Consider the following 15,350-nt stretch of genomic DNA (forward strand, 5'->3'; position numbering starts at 1 on the left):
AATCGGGCCTGTCCAAAATTCTGTGTCTCGATAATTCATTCTGAATTATACTTAAAAGAAGGAGAACAGAAAATGACAAAAAAAATAAAAAAAGAACCTGACGCAATTGATAAAGTTGTTGATTATTTTTTAGAAAATATTGATAATCCACAAGATTTATTTAAAGGCAATACTATTTTTCAGGAATTTACCAAAAAATTAACTGAACGAATGTTAAATACGGAAATTAAAGATTATCTTGAAACTGATGAGAATCATAATAAAAGAAATGGCAACACACAAAAAACCATTATTACTAAAAATGGTTCAATCGCAATTGATGTACCAAGAGATCGAAATAGTACTTTTGAACCAGTAATTATTCCGAAAAGACAAAGAAGATTTGATAACTTTGATCAAAAAGTAATTTCTTTATATGCAAGAGGAATGACAATTTCTGATATCAAAGCACAATTGCAAGAATTCTATCACGGAGCAGAAATTTCAGAAAGTTTAATTAGTCAAATAACTGATGATGTTATTGAAGAAGTTAAAATGTGACAAACTAAACCTTTAGAGAAGATTTATCCGATTGTTTATTTTGATTGTATTGTTGTTAAAGTAAAGCAAGATAAACGAATAATAAATAAAGCAGTTTATCTTGCCTTAGGAATTAATTTAGATGGTTTAAAAGATATTTTAGGAATGTGAATTAGCGAGAATGAGGGCGCCAAATTTTGACTTAATAATCTTACGGAAATGAAAAATCGTGGCTTACAAGATATTCTTGTTGCTTGTAGCGATAATTTAACTGGAATGTCTGATGCAATAGAAGCTGTGTTCCCAAAAACACAGCACCAATTATGCATTGTTCATCAAATTCGTAATAGTTTAAAATTTGTCCCTTACAAAGATCGCAAACTTGTAGCTAATGATTTAAAATCAATTTATACAGCAATTAATGAAGAAATAGCGCTAGTTGCTTTAGATCATTTTTCTGAAAAATGAAATAAAAAGTATCCACAAATTACTAAATCATGAAAAAATAACTGAAATAATTTAATAATTTTTCTTGAATATCCTCAAGAATTTAGAAGGATTATTTACACAACTAATGCGATTGAATCTGTTAATAGTCAACTAAGAAAAGTCATTAAGAATAAAAAGATTTTTCCTAATGACGCATCAGTTTTTAAAATATTTTATTTAGCATTTCAAAATATGGTTAAGAAATGAACGATGCCAATTCAAAATTGGGGTAGTGCAATTTCACATTTAATGATAAAATTTGAGGACAGAGTGAATTTAAGTTAATTACTTAAAGACACAGTTAATTGTACAGTCCCAAAAAATCACCTTTCTTGGTAGTAATTTTAACAAAGTTAAATTTATTTGCTTCAATAATACAATTTTCAGTTACTATCACAATATTGTAAGAAGTCTAATATAGTAAAAATAGAATTTTTTTGTTTGACGGTATATAATGAAAATGCAAAGTGAATAGATTCCAGACTAAGAGTTGGAAAAAGCATGTTGATTATTTAATAAATTTTATTAATTGGTAAAAATTCAGGAAAGGAATTTGATTAGTATGAAAAAACTCTTAGAGTTATTAGGAACAATTTTAATAACTGGCAACGCCCTATCAACCGTCATTGCAGTCGCTCCCAATGGAAAGCAAAGGACAAAAACTAAATTATTAAGTAGTGAGCTTAATTATTCACAAACAAATAATTTAGAAAATCTCCAAAGAAGTAAAAGGCAAAACAACGAAGACATATCAACTACTCCAAAAATACAAGATGAACAACAATCCCAATTTTCAAAAAATACAGGTAGCCAAACTGATATTATTGAAAAAGAAATTAATTTAGATGAAAATTATTCTTACAATATTCAAAAAATGTTACAGGAACTTATTGATGAAAATTATATTGATCCATTAAGAAGTATCAATATGGGCGGACTTATAAGCAAAGAACTTGATAATAAAGATAATAAAACAATTATTTATAAATTAGAAGAATTAGAGCCCAAAATAGCTAATTGAATTAAAGAACAACAAAATAACAAAGAAAAAATATTGATATTAACATTAAAAAATAGTAATAATAAAAATATAAAATTAGTAATTAATTTAAATAATCTTTATTTACTAGGATTTATTAATAATCAAAATAAGTATTTTTATTTTGATGATGAACTTTTAGAAAAAATAAAACAACATAATCAAGAAGAAATCAAAAAACTTAATAATTTAAAGGAAAAATTAAATAATTTAAAAGAAAACAAACTTTTATTTAATGAAGAAAAAGTAAAAGAATATTTGCAACAAAAAAATAAATTTATTTTTCTTAAAGAAAAAGAAAAAAATATTAAAAAATTAAATTATAATAATGAATTGAATTCTTTGAATAAAAAACTTAGTAATTTACAAGGTGAAAATTTAAAAAATGATGAAGAAAAAATTAAAGATTTAAATAAATCAGTAATTAAGAAATATAGTTGTCAAAAGATTAATTTAAATTATACAGGAGCATATACAAGCGAGGGCTTAAATGTTGTAATAAAAGAAAATGGAAAACCAGATAAAGGAAAAAATATTAATATTTCTAACGAAACTTTAAAAGGTGCAATTTCAAATTTAGCAGATTATGATAATAATAAACAAGAAAATCAAAAAATAAAAGATGATTTAGTAAGAATGATTTTTATTACAAGTGAAGCCATGAGGTTTCAATGTGATAAAAAAACTTTAGAAATTTTTGCAAATATTAAAAATATTGATGAATTAAAAAAAATCATATCTGAGAGTAAAAATATATTAAAAGATATGCAAGAAAAAATATTTAATAATCAAACAATAAATTGAGAAGATTATACATCACAATTAAGAGGTGATTGAAAAAAATATTCAGAACAATTCAATAAATTTAGAATAAAAATTTGAAATGAATTAACTAAAGCAAAAAAAATAATTAATTTTATCGATAAAAATAAAGTTGATATTAACAATATATTAAAAACAGAAAATAATATTGATAATATATCAAAAAAAATACAAAAAGCATTTAATGAAAATCAAAATTTTACAGAAATAAAGAATGCGTGTTTACAATATATCGTAGGAATGACAAGATGAAAACAAGATTTAAAATCTATAAATTTATACTTTGAAAAAGAATTTTATTTAAAAACTGATTTAAAAACTGATGATTTTTTTTCATTAAATTCTAATAGTGATAATAATATTTTATATATTTTTATTATTCAAAATAATTTCGAACTTGCTAAATTATTGATTAAGTTAAATCCAGATAAAAAAATAATAAATAGTTCTGATATAAATAATAATACACCTTTACTTTTAGCAATAAATAAAGACGCGATAGATTTTATTAAATTTTTATTAGAAAATGGTGCCGATGTAAATCTTCAAGAAAAAAAAGTTAGTATGTCAATAATTAACGCAATAAATAACAATAATTGAGAAATAATTAATATTTTATTTGATCATGGACATAATGTCAATTTTCAAGATCCATTAGTAAACAACACTTATTTACATATTGCAGCGCGAAATGGTCAGTTAGAGCTTGTTAAATTGTTATTAGAAAGAGGCGCTAATCCCAATATACAAGAAAAAAAAGGACTTACTCCTTTATACTTTGCAGCGGAAAGTGATAAGACAGAAGTTGTTCAAGAACTATTAACAAATAAAAATAGTAAAAACACAATTGATATCAACCTTTCAAATAATTTGGGTGATACCCCATTACAGATAGCATCATTTAAAGGCCACCATAAAGTTGTTGAACTATTGTTAAAAAACCATAAAATTGATGTTAATAAAAAAGATTATTATGGCGATAACGCTTTAATTGTAGCAGCGCGAAATGGTAAAACAAATGTTGTAAAAGAATTGTTAAAACATTCTGATATTGATGTCAATTTTTCAAATAAAGAAGGTAATAACGCCTTAATTTCAGCAACTTTTAAAGGTAATGTAGAAACTGTTAATTTGCTTCTTATTGAAATAAGAAAATTATATAAAGATAAAGAATTTAAAGAATTCATTAATAAAGCAAATAATAGCAGTTTAACATCTTTACAATACGCAGCATTTGATGGTAATATAGAGCTTGTTAAATTATTACTTTCTTATGGCGCTGATATAAATAAAGCAACTAATGATGGCTGGACACCCTTGCGCCAAGCAACAAGTCAAGGTCATATAAAAGTTAAAAACCTTTTAGAAAATTTTATTCACTTAAAACAAAAATTAATCAAAAATAAAAATGAAATAAAACACATTAAAGAAAAAATAAAAGAACTATTAGAACCATACACAGTTAATTCTGAAATATTTATTGTTGAACAATTAAACATAAGTAGTAAAAACAATACAAATAATTATTCTAATACCTTTGCCCGTTTAAAAAATATATTTCAAAAACCAAAAAATGGAATAAGTAGTTCAAATGTTTCTGTTGGTGAAAAAGCTGAAACTAGTGGCACACAAAACCAAAAAACTAAAACAACAAATCAAAATAATCTGTATGATGTGCCAGCAGATAATAGTTGTTTGTTTTGGTCGGTATCAACATCTTATTTATTGCAAGTGAGAAAAAATATTGAAGAATTTAGAAATCGATTTATCCAATTATTTGGCGAAGAAAATTTAAAATATTTATTACATATTCAAAAATTACTACAACAATATGATTTAGAAAATAATAGAAATCTAAATCAATTATGATATCAAGATCAAACAGCAAATAATCTAGTTATAAATTTCTTTCGTAATCGCGTTGTTGATTATATACAATCAAATTTAGACACAATTTCAAATCGCGATGGCGAATTAACATTTAGAAGTCTTATTCAAGATAATAATGATATTGATACTAATTACTTAGAAATAATGCGACAACCTTCAACATGAGGCGGGACACCAGAAATAATAGCAATGAGTAATATTTTAAATGCTAATATTAGTGTAAATAATAATGGCTCTTATCAACCAGTTAATCAAAATTCAAATAATAATAACATAGCGATATCTTATGTTGAGCTTGAAAAAGGTTCGGGTATTCACAATCATTATAATTTTGCTTTAACACCAGAAGAAGAACGAACAAATCATCCTGTTGCTATTAATGACAATCAGGGGAATGTTCCTGTAGTTGACACAACAAATAGACAAGATAATTTACCAATAACAACCCCAAAATCAGATGCAAAGACAATTAAATTACCAGTTGATGATCATGGTCAACACCGTGCAATTTTGTCTAACAATAATGAGAAGGATGATACTAATCAAGGTAATGTTATCAACGCACCAGAACTAACAACAACCCCATTACAAAAAGATGAATATCATTTTGTAGATAAAAAAACAGAAGAAAAAAGTTTAAAAAATGATGAAAATTTAGAAATTAACTTAATTAAAAACAATAATAAAATCAAGCAAAATGTACCTGTAGTAAATAAACCAATCAATACAAATATGGAAAATTTACAAATAACAGCTACCAAGGCAATAAATAAATACAACGCTCTTTCAAAAGAAGAAAAATTAAAAAAATTAAATGAAATTAATCATTATTATCAAACATTATCTGAAAATGATAAAAAAGCTTTTAAAGAAAAATTAACAACTACTGGATTAGCAGCTTTAAGTGGAGGCGCATTAACAGCTTATGGAACAAAAATGACTGTTAGTGGTACCACTGCCACTAGTGTCGCAAATGCAGAAGCAATGGAAATGACTCCGTTCTTATCAACAAGCACAACAGAAAGCTTAGCCGCTGCAGAAACAGAAACAATTACTGTTGCCGAAACAGCGGCGGCGGTTGAAGGCGGAGTTATAGCTGGAGAAACTGGTACTGCTGCCGCTCTGGCTCCGGAAACTCTAGGGCTATCCTTAGTAATTGGAGGATTAGCAATTGCCGGAACATGAATATATTTTGCTTTTCATCATCATGCAACATCTGATATTGCGTTGCCAACTTCAATTCATCATAATGTTTATGATAACATTGAAAAATGATATAAATTTCTAGCTCATGATAAATTAAAAATTAAAATTAACAAAAACACATGAAATGAAATCAAACAAAATAAAAATTCACAAGCAAACATTATAAAAATTATTAAAAATAAATTTGTTATAAATGACCATTCTGGCTGGGGCGGAAGTGTTACAAACGAAGATTTCAACACTTTTGTAAAAGTAATAGTGCTTCATTTCGAACAAATAAATGGTTATTTTGAAATATTAGATAATGAAAATGATGGTTTTGTCATTATAACCAACACTGAAGGCGATTGACTAGGAATAGAATAAAAATTTAACATTTTTAATTAAAAGAGAAAAATATTTCTTATATGTGTTATGTAGAAATAACCTGATTTTTAATTTTAATATATTTGTTAATTATCTAATTTAAATTAAGATTAAAAATATTTTTATTAAAGCAGTATTTAAATTTAAATACTGCTTTTCTATTTTGACAAAATAAAAAAAGAAAAAATTGTTTGGTTGTTTAAGGGCGCGGGTATTTTTCGCCATAGAATATCACCTTAGAAAGGTAGTATTTTAACAGTTTTTAAATTTAGTTATTAAAGGTTTAACCTTTAATTTTTGTTATTAGTTGGGTCCAAGTAGGATTTTTAAATATTGTTACTTTTAGATTAACGATTTCCTTTTTTTGAATATTACCGTTTTCAATTTCTTCATACTTGATATTAAAGTTGAGTTTTGTAAGTTCATCAAGAATATTTTCATTTTTTGCATGGTAATTATCTATTATGCTATGTATTGTCTTTTCCTTAATTGGAGATATTGTATCAATTTTTATTCAGTTTGGCATATTTTTTGGTCATTGTTGTGTATGTATATATAAATCTCATTTTATATCAGTTTTAGGTTTTTCTCATCTATTTTTTACTAAGTAAACAAATCCTTTTTTTAAGTTTAATTCGTATGATTCATTCTCAATTTGTAATATTGGTTCATTTGCTTTTTTAGAACAACCAACTATTGGTAATGTTATTACTCCTAAAACAGCGGTTATATTTAAAAATTTCATAAAATTAACTCCTTTATTTTGTTTTTTCAATATATATATATATATATATTATACGAAAATCCTTAAAATCATTAGAAAAATGGCAAAACCGATTAAAAACTGAAAGGTATAGTAAAAGGCGGGTACCGTTTTAAAAATTGGAAAAATGGCAGTTGAAAAGTTAACTGTTGCTTTTGCAATGATTGCTAATGGTCGTAAAATCGTAATAATTTGTGAAGCAGCGAGCATTCAGTTTATCATTTTGATGCCAGCATTTTGAATGGCACAGCCAATGTCATTAAAAGTTGGTATTCATCGTCCAGAATATTTGCAATTTGCTGGCGGAATTAAATCATCTCATTCTGAGTTGGTTGAGCCATCAGGTATAAACGCCGTGGAATTTAAGACATTAAAGTCATAAATTTTAAAATTGTAGTTAGAGATATTGCCTTTATGATAAAGCGGAAAAGTCAAGGTAAAAATATTAATACCCTAGCGAATATCAATGTCGGTGTTAAGATAATTAATATTATTAGCAGTGTTACTGGCTGACAATTTAATTAGTTTATTGTCATAAGATTTAAGAACATTAAAATCAATTTGATAAATGCTATTGTTGTTTTTAATGGCATTATAATTCTCTTGGTGCGATTTTTTATCAAAAGTAAAGAAATAACTTCTTAGTAATAATTCTGAGTTTCCTATAATATTTACTAAGTATTTTTTGGGATAAAAGGTAATTTAATGAACGGTAAAAGAAACCGATTTGAATAAAATAATCCTTCTTATAGTTTTCTACACCTTTAAAATCAATTTCTGTATGAGTGTTTTCATCCATATCAAAAGTAGCATAAAATAAACTTGCAAAGAAATTGCCAAGAATTTCGTAGATTTCGTCAAAAACATTTTTGTAATCGCTGTTGTTAATACTAGGTATGTTGTTTTTAAAATAAAGGTAAATGTCATTTTTTAATTCAGGGTCGTATCTCAAAAAACTAAATTTAACATTAAGATAATTTAAGGTACCAAAAAGGTACTTAATTAAGTAATAATCGTTAGTATTTGCCGTATCATATTTTCATATTTCACTTTCACCATGTAATAATTGTAAATAGTTATTACCTGCGATTAAGGTTTTATTAAAAGCTTTAATTTTTAAAACATTCTTATTAATTTCATTCTCACTACTAGAAGTCTTATGATGAAAATAGCTTTCATCTTTAAAACCATGGTTTTTAATGATAAATTCTTTGTAATAATCTTTTTCTAAGGTGTTAATGAAATTAAATATTGGCGTTCAATAGAGATAAGAGTAATTAAATTTATCAAAATCACCACGATGAATCATTAGACTTGGTACATAACCTTTAATTTTATCTACTATTTTGATAATATTATTTCCTAGGTGAAGTACAAATGTTAGATAAATACAAAGACGAAAACGAATTTTATAGTTTAATAGGCATAAAATATAAAACTTTCATGAAAATGGTAGAAATTTTAAAAGAAGGTGAAGCTAAACAAAAACAAATTGGTGGTAGACCAAATAAATTATCAATAGAGCAAAGATTACTTATGACTTTAGAATACTGAAAAGAATATAGTACATATCGTATTATTGCAAAAAAATATAATATTAGTCATGTTAGTTGTATTCGTAATATCTTTTGAGTTGAAAATACTCTAATAAAAAATAGTCACTTTCATATACCTGGCAAAAAGATATTATTAGAAAATAAGGGTACTACTAATAATTTATTAGCAATTGATGCTACAGAAATTCCAATTGAAAGAATTAAAAAAAACTAAAATTATTATTTTTTGGTAAGAAAAGGCAACATTCATTAAAATCGCAAATAATTATTGATTTATTTAACAATAAAATTATTTCAGTAGATTTTTGTTATGGCAGTACTCATGATTATAAGTTATTTTTAAAATCAAATACACTTATAAATCCAAAATTAGAATTAATTGCCGATTCAGGATATCAAGGTTTGCAAAATGTTCATAAAAATACATTATTGCCAATTAAAAAGAGTAAAAATAATCCTTTAAATCCAGATAAAAAGGAATATAATAGCTTTTTAAGTAAAGTTAGAATTGTCATTGAACATGTTTTTGCTAGATTAAAAAGATTTAAAATACTAGTTTATCGTTATCGCAATAAGATTAGAAGATTTGGATTACGATTTAACTTAATTTCAGGAATATATAATTTTGAATTAAGCTAGTTATAGTTATGTACCAAGTCTAATGAACTTATATTCAAGAATTGAATGGTTTGAATGGTATTGTTAATAAAGACGATGATAATCAAATGATAAATTTATTACTTTTTGGTGATGGTATTAATAAAGAAGATGCTTGAAAGTGATATCAAGGTGATTGAAATATAATTACTTATAATGGGCAAGAATTTAAAGATTATATTGTGAACCCTACTAGTGCTGCTCATAATGTTTTTGCTCATGAATATGGGCACCTTAGTTTCTTATTATACATATTTTAAAAAAAAAATAACCAAAGCGGAGCATTTCATCTTTGAGAATGATTAAATAAAAAAATAAGTTTTAATAATTATTTATCGCAAATGTTATTTTCGTGAATTTTAGTTCCTAGTAATTATCATATTTTTCATCCGTTAGAATCTACTTGAATTGAAGAGTGATTTGGTGAAGCTTTTGCCTATTGAATGTTAACGCCGCAGCATTTACGAACTTACGGATGAGAAATATTAAATCAATATTTTATGTTAGAATTACCAAAAATTATTAAAAGTTAATTTAGTTAATTAATTTAGAAAATACTAAGAATTTTAAAATTCTTAGTATTTTTGTTTATTCCTATGATTTCTTGTTAATTTAAGAAATAGTAAATGCTTATTAATAAAACATTTGTTATAATAGTAAAAGTTATTACAATATTTTAAAACTGAATTAATTTGATATAATTTAATTAGTGAGGTAAGATATGAAAAATAATTTTGATATCATTAATAATACTGAATTTGATGTCACATTTTATACTGACTCGTGGCATAAAATTTTAAATACAATAACCGATATGTTAAATATTGATGATGCTTTAGAATTATCGTTAAACATTATTAGTAAAGAAATGAGTTTGAAATTAAATCAAACTTATCGGCGAAAAAATTATGTTGCTGATGTGCTATCTTTTCCCGTTGAAGAAGATAGTCAAAAACTTTATGCGATGATTAATATGCGAATTTTAGGTGATATTTTTATTTGCTTTGAATTAGCACAAGAACAAGCCGATAAATATGAACATAGTTTATTGCGCGAGTTATCATTTTTATTTTTACACGGTTTGTTACATTTATTGGGATATGATCATCAAACTAAATCAGAAAAAGATATCATGTTTGCTTTACAAGATGAAGTATTAACAAAGTTAAAAATTACTAGAAATAAATAGAGGAGAAATTATGGAAAAAGATTATTTAAAAATATTAAAAGAGTTAAGTAATAATTCTTATAGTCCATATTCAAAGTTTCAAGTAGCAGCAATATTACAAATAAAGGATGATATAATAATTTAAGGAGTTAATGTTGAAAATATCGCTTATGGTGAAACTATTTGTGCTGAAAGAGTAGCTTTGATGCAAGCTTATACGCACGGTTTTACAAAAGAAGATTTAATTGCCATTCATCTTTATACAAAAACAGGAATAACTCCTTGTGGTAGTTTGTCGGCAAGTAATGAGTGAATTATTAACGGCAAATTGTCAAGTTTATATTTATAATGAAACAGAAATAGTTGGTGTATATAAAAATGAACAACTATTGCCGAATCGTTTTAAATCAATTAACTAAATAACATTAGGATAAAGAAATATATTTAAAATAAGTTATAGTAATGGAGCATAATTTTATGAAGGAAACAAATAGTAATTTATTATTAGTTGACATAAAAAATTTAAGTAAAAAATATCGTCAAAAATGAGCTTTACAAGATATTAATTTACAAATTTATTGTGGTGGCGAGCGAAGAATTGGTTTGATTGGTGCTAATGGTAGTGGCAAATCAACCATTTCAGAAATTATTGCGGGAATAAGAAAGCCAACAGCAGGAGTAGTTTGAAAAAAGTCAGAATTAGTTATTGGGATTCAGTTTCAAGATTCTAAATATCCGATGGGTATTACTATTTTAGATATGATTCAGTATTACTTAGAAACTTTTGATATTAAATATCATCATGATGATTTAGAAAATTTGTTAAAAACATATCAACTAGATGGTATTAAGAAAAAACAAATTAATTCTTTATCTGGAGGTCAACAACAAAGATTAAATATTTTATTAGTAGTTATTCATAAACCGCAATTAATTATTTTAGATGAAGTATCAACAGGTTTAGATATTAAAGTTCGTGAAGATATTTTTGAATTTTTAGAAGAAAATGTTGTTAAGAAAAATGTAACGATGATTTTAGTAACCCATATTTATGAGTGAAGTAGAAAAGTTTTGTGAAAAAATCATTTTTTTACATAATGGTTTAATTAAAGAACAAATTACTGTTAAAGAAGTTATTGAACAATATGGTACCGTTGCTGAATATACAAAAGTAAAATTTAAATTTTATAAAGAACAAGATAAAAATAATAATCCTTCTTTAATTATCAATAATGAAAGGAAAAAAATAATGTTCAATAACTTGATGACAGAAAAAAGATTATTTAAAAGTTTTTTTAAACTTTTAATTCGTTATTACTCTCGTGGATATATGGCTGTTAGTTATTTAATTTTTTTTCCCTTAATGATATTAATAATTGATTTTATTGTTTTTTCCAGTGAATTACCTAATATTGATGATGAATTTTTATTAAGCAAAATAAAAAATATGATTGCGGGGGCATTAATGATTCAAGTAATGATTATTGGGTTTCAAATTATTTCAGGAACAATTGTTGAATTTCGTAATTCAATAATTATTAAGCATTTTGGATCAATTAATATGAAACCCAGAACTTTTTTCTTAACTGTTATTTTATTTGGTTGTATTTTAAGTTTGTTTACAATTTTAATAACATTATTTTGAACTATCATTATTTTTGGGCGTCAATTTAATATTAGTGAACTTTTAAGTTTTATTAACTTACCAGTTATTGGTTATTTAATATTTTCTATTATAATTAGTATTAGTTTTGGAGTTTTATTAGCAACATTTTTAAAAACTCAAAAACAACATATGTTAATTTCTAATGCTTTATTTTTACCAATGATGCTTTTTAGTGGCGTATTTTTATCAAATTTAAATTTTGATAAGAATTTAATTTTTAAGATTTTTAGTTATTTATCAATTTTTAAATATCCAAGTAATTTATTAATGAATAATATTGCTAACAATAATATGTTATCCAACACAAATTTTATTATTAATATTTTAGTTTCTAGTGCCTTACCCTTAATATTTATTGGCGTTGCCATTAAATGGTGAAAATGATATGAATAATAATTTTCGTTTTGGTTTTATTGCCATTGTTGGTGAACCAAATGTTGGTAAATCTACTTTATTAAATACTTTAATGTTAAAAAAAATTGCTATTGTTAGTAATAAACCGCAAACAACAAGAAATCGAATTCAAGGAATTTTGACTACCGATGATTATCAAATAATTTTTATTGATAGTCCAGGAATTCATAAATCTACTAATGAATTAGGAAAAAGTTTAAATCGGGTGGCAATGCAAAGTACTAACGGTGTTGAAGGTATTTTATGATTAGTTAATAGTTATGAAGAAATTTCATTAACACATCAATATATATATAAGTCTTTGCAGGAGCGAGAAGTACCAATTTTTTTAGGATTGACAAAAATTGATTTAATTACTTCTAAGCAATTAGAGCAAAAAATTAAATTATGAAATGAACGATTTAATGTTCAAGAAATTATTGGTATTAGTTGTTTAAAAAATATTAATATTAGTTTTTTATTAAATAAGCTGATGATGACATTACCGCTTGGACCGCAGTATTTTCCTAAAAATATGTTTCAAGATCAACAAGAAGATTTTTTTGTTAAAGAAATTATTCGTGAGAAAATTCTCTTATTAACTCATCAAGAAGTACCACACGGTGTTGCGATTTTAATTGAGGAATTTAAAAAGGAAAGAACAAAAAAAATTATTCGTGTAATCGCTACTATTATTGTTGAAAGAGATTCACAAAAAGGAATTTTAATTGGCAATGGTGGAAAAATGATTAAAAATATTGGGTCGCAAGCAAGAATTGAATTAGAAGAAATTTTTGCGACCCAATTTTATTTAGAATTATTCGTTAAAGTAATAAAAAAATGAAGAGATAGTCCTAACATATTAGCAAAATTAGGTTATGGTAAAAAATAAAGAAAATAAAGTGCATTGACAACAAAAATTTCGGGAATAATTGTTAATAAACAAGATTATAAATTGGTTGATGCCGTTGTTAATATTTATACTATTAATGGCATTATTGCTATTTATTGTCCGGGGGTGCAAAAAATTACTTCTAAAAATCAAGCATTTTTACAATTATTTAATTATTGTGAATTTGAATTATTTTTTGCTTATAGTAAAAATAAAATGCATCGATTAAAAACCGGAGTTATTCTTGAAACATTCCCTAATATTCATAGTAACTATGAACGCTTAATGGTCAGTAATTATTTAGTTAAACTTTATAGTGAACTTACTGATGAGGATACTAAATATTATTTTTAATGAATTATTAGTTATTTTACAAACTATTAATAATGATAAAAATGAAGTTAAAAAACTTTTCTGTTTTTTAACTTTTAAAGTGTTAAAACTTTTAGGATTACAATTGCAACTAAACCATTGTAGCATTTGTAAAAGTAATAAGAATATTAAAAACAATAAATTGATCAGCTGGTGGCTTTGTTTGTCGTGGTTGTTTTAAAAACGAACAACAAATATTGCCAATTTCACTTTTACAAGCACTATAATGAATTAAATCATGAACCAGAATTTGAACAATGAGAGATTAATCAAGATGATTTATATGTTCTAATTCCATTTTATTATGAATATCTAGTCGAGCCCGGAGTTTTAAGTTATCAATCTTTAAAATCGATTAAAGAAAAATGAATTTTATCTTCTCTCTTTAAATAAAGAGTGATTTTTTATTTTTAAAAAGGAATTAATTCGTTATTTTGTTAATTAAATTTTGAAAGGAGTGATATTAGATTAATAATCCCTAATTAATTAGTGAAAATCATCGTACTACTGTTAGTTATTTTTTTAATTTTGTCGAAAACTCTTGATAAAATAAAAAAAATCATCAACTTGATAATTTTAAAAGGCTTTTATGTAAAATTACTATTTTTACTTTAACTTTTTTATACATTAAAATATAATAGACTTCTTGCAAAATTAATTTAAAATATAATTGAATTGTTGTTTTTAATAAAAAGGTGGAATTTAAATGAAATTTAAAAAAAATAATCAAATAAGTGATAAAAATTTTTTAAGATTAACTGGTATTAAACATACTACTTTTAATAAAATGCTAGAAATTTTAAAAATAGAAGAATTAAAAAAGAGATTTCGTCGCGGAAGAACCAATAAATTATCATTAGAAAATCGTATTTTAATGACTTTAGAATATTGAAGAGAATATAGAACTTATTTTCATATTGCAAAAAGTTATGATATTAGTGAAAGTAGTTGTTATAGAAATATCAAATGAATTGAAGACACTTTAATAAAACACCCTAATTTTCAACAACTTACTGGTCAAAAATCACTATTAAAAGATTATTTCAAAGATAAGACTGTTATAATTGATGTAACTGAAAGCCAAATCCAACGCCCAAAAAAAGACAAAAACAGCACTACTCAGGAAAAAAGAAAAAACACACAATAAAAACACAAGTTATAATTGAAAAAGATAGTAAAAAAATTATTAGTTCTGATTTTTCTTATGGTAAAAACCATGACTTTAAAATTTTAAAAGATTCAAAAATTAAATTTTTACCAGAAACAACTGTTTTAGTGGATTTAGGTTATCAAGGCATACAAAAAATTAATCATAATGTTTTAATTCCTAAAAGAAAATCAAAGAAAAACCCTTTAAATAAAGAAGAAAAGCAAAATAATGAGCGAATTTCAAAAATGAGAATTGTTATTGAAAATGTTTTTGCTATACTTAAAAAATTTAAAATTATTAGTGAAAAATATCGAAATCGTAGAAAAAGATTTGCTTTAAGATTTAATTTAATAGCTTCAATTTATAATTTACAACTATTAGTTTAAATATATTTTTTAATTT

The 15,350-nt window shown here is 24.6% G+C and carries 17 protein-coding genes; 14 read left to right on the forward strand and 3 right to left on the reverse strand.

Annotated features, from left to right (window positions below; all coding sequences use genetic code 4):
- Nucleotides 1-72 precede the first annotated feature (72 nt).
- Both AAHM82_RS07575 and AAHM82_RS07580 read left to right on the forward strand, forming a co-directional pair.
- Nucleotides 73-1,293: an IS256 family transposase gene (locus AAHM82_RS07575; protein ID WP_342263390.1), complete on the forward strand. Its 1,221-nt coding sequence runs from the start codon at nucleotides 73-75 to the stop codon at nucleotides 1,291-1,293.
- Nucleotides 1,294-1,570: 277 nt separating this feature from the next.
- Entirely contained in the window at nucleotides 1,571-6,331 is a 4,761-nt protein-coding gene (locus tag AAHM82_RS07580) for an ankyrin repeat domain-containing protein (RefSeq protein WP_342263506.1), read from the forward strand.
- A gap of 283 nt (nucleotides 6,332-6,614) precedes the next feature.
- Here the strand turns inward: AAHM82_RS07580 and AAHM82_RS07585 are convergent, their stop codons facing one another.
- From AAHM82_RS07585 to AAHM82_RS07595, 3 genes are all read right to left on the reverse strand, one after another.
- Nucleotides 6,615-7,076, reverse strand: coding sequence for a hypothetical protein (locus AAHM82_RS07585; protein ID WP_342263507.1), 462 nt, complete (start codon nucleotides 7,074-7,076; stop codon nucleotides 6,615-6,617).
- A gap of 48 nt (nucleotides 7,077-7,124) precedes the next feature.
- Nucleotides 7,125-7,529, reverse strand: a complete 405-nt coding sequence (locus AAHM82_RS07590; RefSeq protein ID WP_342263508.1) for a hypothetical protein — start codon at nucleotides 7,527-7,529, stop codon at nucleotides 7,125-7,127.
- Between the two features lie 181 nt (nucleotides 7,530-7,710).
- Nucleotides 7,711-8,403, reverse strand: a complete 693-nt coding sequence (locus AAHM82_RS07595) for a hypothetical protein (RefSeq protein WP_342263509.1) — start codon at nucleotides 8,401-8,403, stop codon at nucleotides 7,711-7,713.
- Nucleotides 8,404-8,471: 68 nt separating this feature from the next.
- Between AAHM82_RS07595 and AAHM82_RS07600 the strand changes: the two genes are divergently transcribed.
- From AAHM82_RS07600 to AAHM82_RS14100, 12 genes are all read left to right on the forward strand, one after another.
- Nucleotides 8,472-8,864, forward strand: coding sequence for a transposase family protein (locus tag AAHM82_RS07600; RefSeq protein ID WP_342263426.1), 393 nt, complete (start codon nucleotides 8,472-8,474; stop codon nucleotides 8,862-8,864).
- A gap of 5 nt (nucleotides 8,865-8,869) precedes the next feature.
- The gene (locus AAHM82_RS07605) at nucleotides 8,870-9,289 is read left to right on the forward strand and encodes a transposase family protein (RefSeq protein WP_342264856.1); all 420 of its coding nucleotides are present in this window, start codon (nucleotides 8,870-8,872) and stop codon (nucleotides 9,287-9,289) included.
- A 359-nt stretch (nucleotides 9,290-9,648) separates the two neighbouring features.
- Nucleotides 9,649-9,840 carry a hypothetical protein gene (locus AAHM82_RS07610; RefSeq protein ID WP_342263510.1) on the forward strand — a complete coding sequence of 64 codons (192 nt, stop codon included), beginning with the start codon at nucleotides 9,649-9,651 and terminating at the stop codon, nucleotides 9,838-9,840.
- Between the two features lie 188 nt (nucleotides 9,841-10,028).
- Nucleotides 10,029-10,496 (forward strand): rRNA maturation RNase YbeY, encoded by a 468-nt coding sequence (gene ybeY / locus AAHM82_RS07615; protein ID WP_342263511.1) that lies wholly within the window; start codon nucleotides 10,029-10,031, stop codon nucleotides 10,494-10,496.
- A 181-nt stretch (nucleotides 10,497-10,677) separates the two neighbouring features.
- The gene (locus AAHM82_RS07620; RefSeq protein ID WP_342263512.1) at nucleotides 10,678-10,824 is read left to right on the forward strand and encodes a hypothetical protein; all 147 of its coding nucleotides are present in this window, start codon (nucleotides 10,678-10,680) and stop codon (nucleotides 10,822-10,824) included.
- 128 nt (nucleotides 10,825-10,952) lie between these two features.
- On the forward strand, nucleotides 10,953-11,573 hold the full coding sequence (locus AAHM82_RS07625; RefSeq protein WP_342263513.1) for an ABC transporter ATP-binding protein: 621 nt from the start codon (nucleotides 10,953-10,955) through the stop codon (nucleotides 11,571-11,573).
- Complete coding sequence (locus AAHM82_RS07630) at nucleotides 11,527-12,534, forward strand: ABC transporter permease (protein WP_342263514.1); 1,008 nt, start codon at nucleotides 11,527-11,529, stop codon at nucleotides 12,532-12,534. The genes AAHM82_RS07625 and AAHM82_RS07630 overlap by 47 nt, the downstream gene beginning before the upstream one ends.
- Entirely contained in the window at nucleotides 12,497-13,426 is a 930-nt protein-coding gene (era, locus tag AAHM82_RS07635; RefSeq protein WP_342263515.1) for a GTPase Era, read from the forward strand. Before AAHM82_RS07630 ends, era begins: the two co-directional genes overlap by 38 nt.
- A gap of 15 nt (nucleotides 13,427-13,441) precedes the next feature.
- A complete protein-coding gene (recO, locus tag AAHM82_RS07640) occupies nucleotides 13,442-13,780 on the forward strand; it encodes a DNA repair protein RecO (protein ID WP_342263516.1) in 339 nt (112 codons plus the stop codon).
- Nucleotides 13,755-13,979 (forward strand): DNA repair protein RecO C-terminal domain-containing protein, encoded by a 225-nt coding sequence (locus AAHM82_RS14090; protein ID WP_425288969.1) that lies wholly within the window; start codon nucleotides 13,755-13,757, stop codon nucleotides 13,977-13,979. The genes recO and AAHM82_RS14090 overlap by 26 nt, the downstream gene beginning before the upstream one ends.
- Nucleotides 13,980-14,504: 525 nt before the next feature.
- The gene (locus AAHM82_RS14095) at nucleotides 14,505-14,945 is read left to right on the forward strand and encodes a transposase family protein (protein WP_342263396.1); all 441 of its coding nucleotides are present in this window, start codon (nucleotides 14,505-14,507) and stop codon (nucleotides 14,943-14,945) included.
- Nucleotides 14,942-15,334: a transposase family protein gene (locus AAHM82_RS14100; RefSeq protein WP_342264845.1), complete on the forward strand. Its 393-nt coding sequence runs from the start codon at nucleotides 14,942-14,944 to the stop codon at nucleotides 15,332-15,334. The genes AAHM82_RS14095 and AAHM82_RS14100 overlap by 4 nt, the downstream gene beginning before the upstream one ends.
- The last annotated feature ends 16 nt before the right edge of the window (nucleotides 15,335-15,350 follow it).

Source organism: Spiroplasma endosymbiont of Clivina fossor, from assembly GCF_964031115.1.
Lineage (GTDB): Bacteria > Bacillota_I > Bacilli_A > Mycoplasmatales > Nriv7 > Nriv7.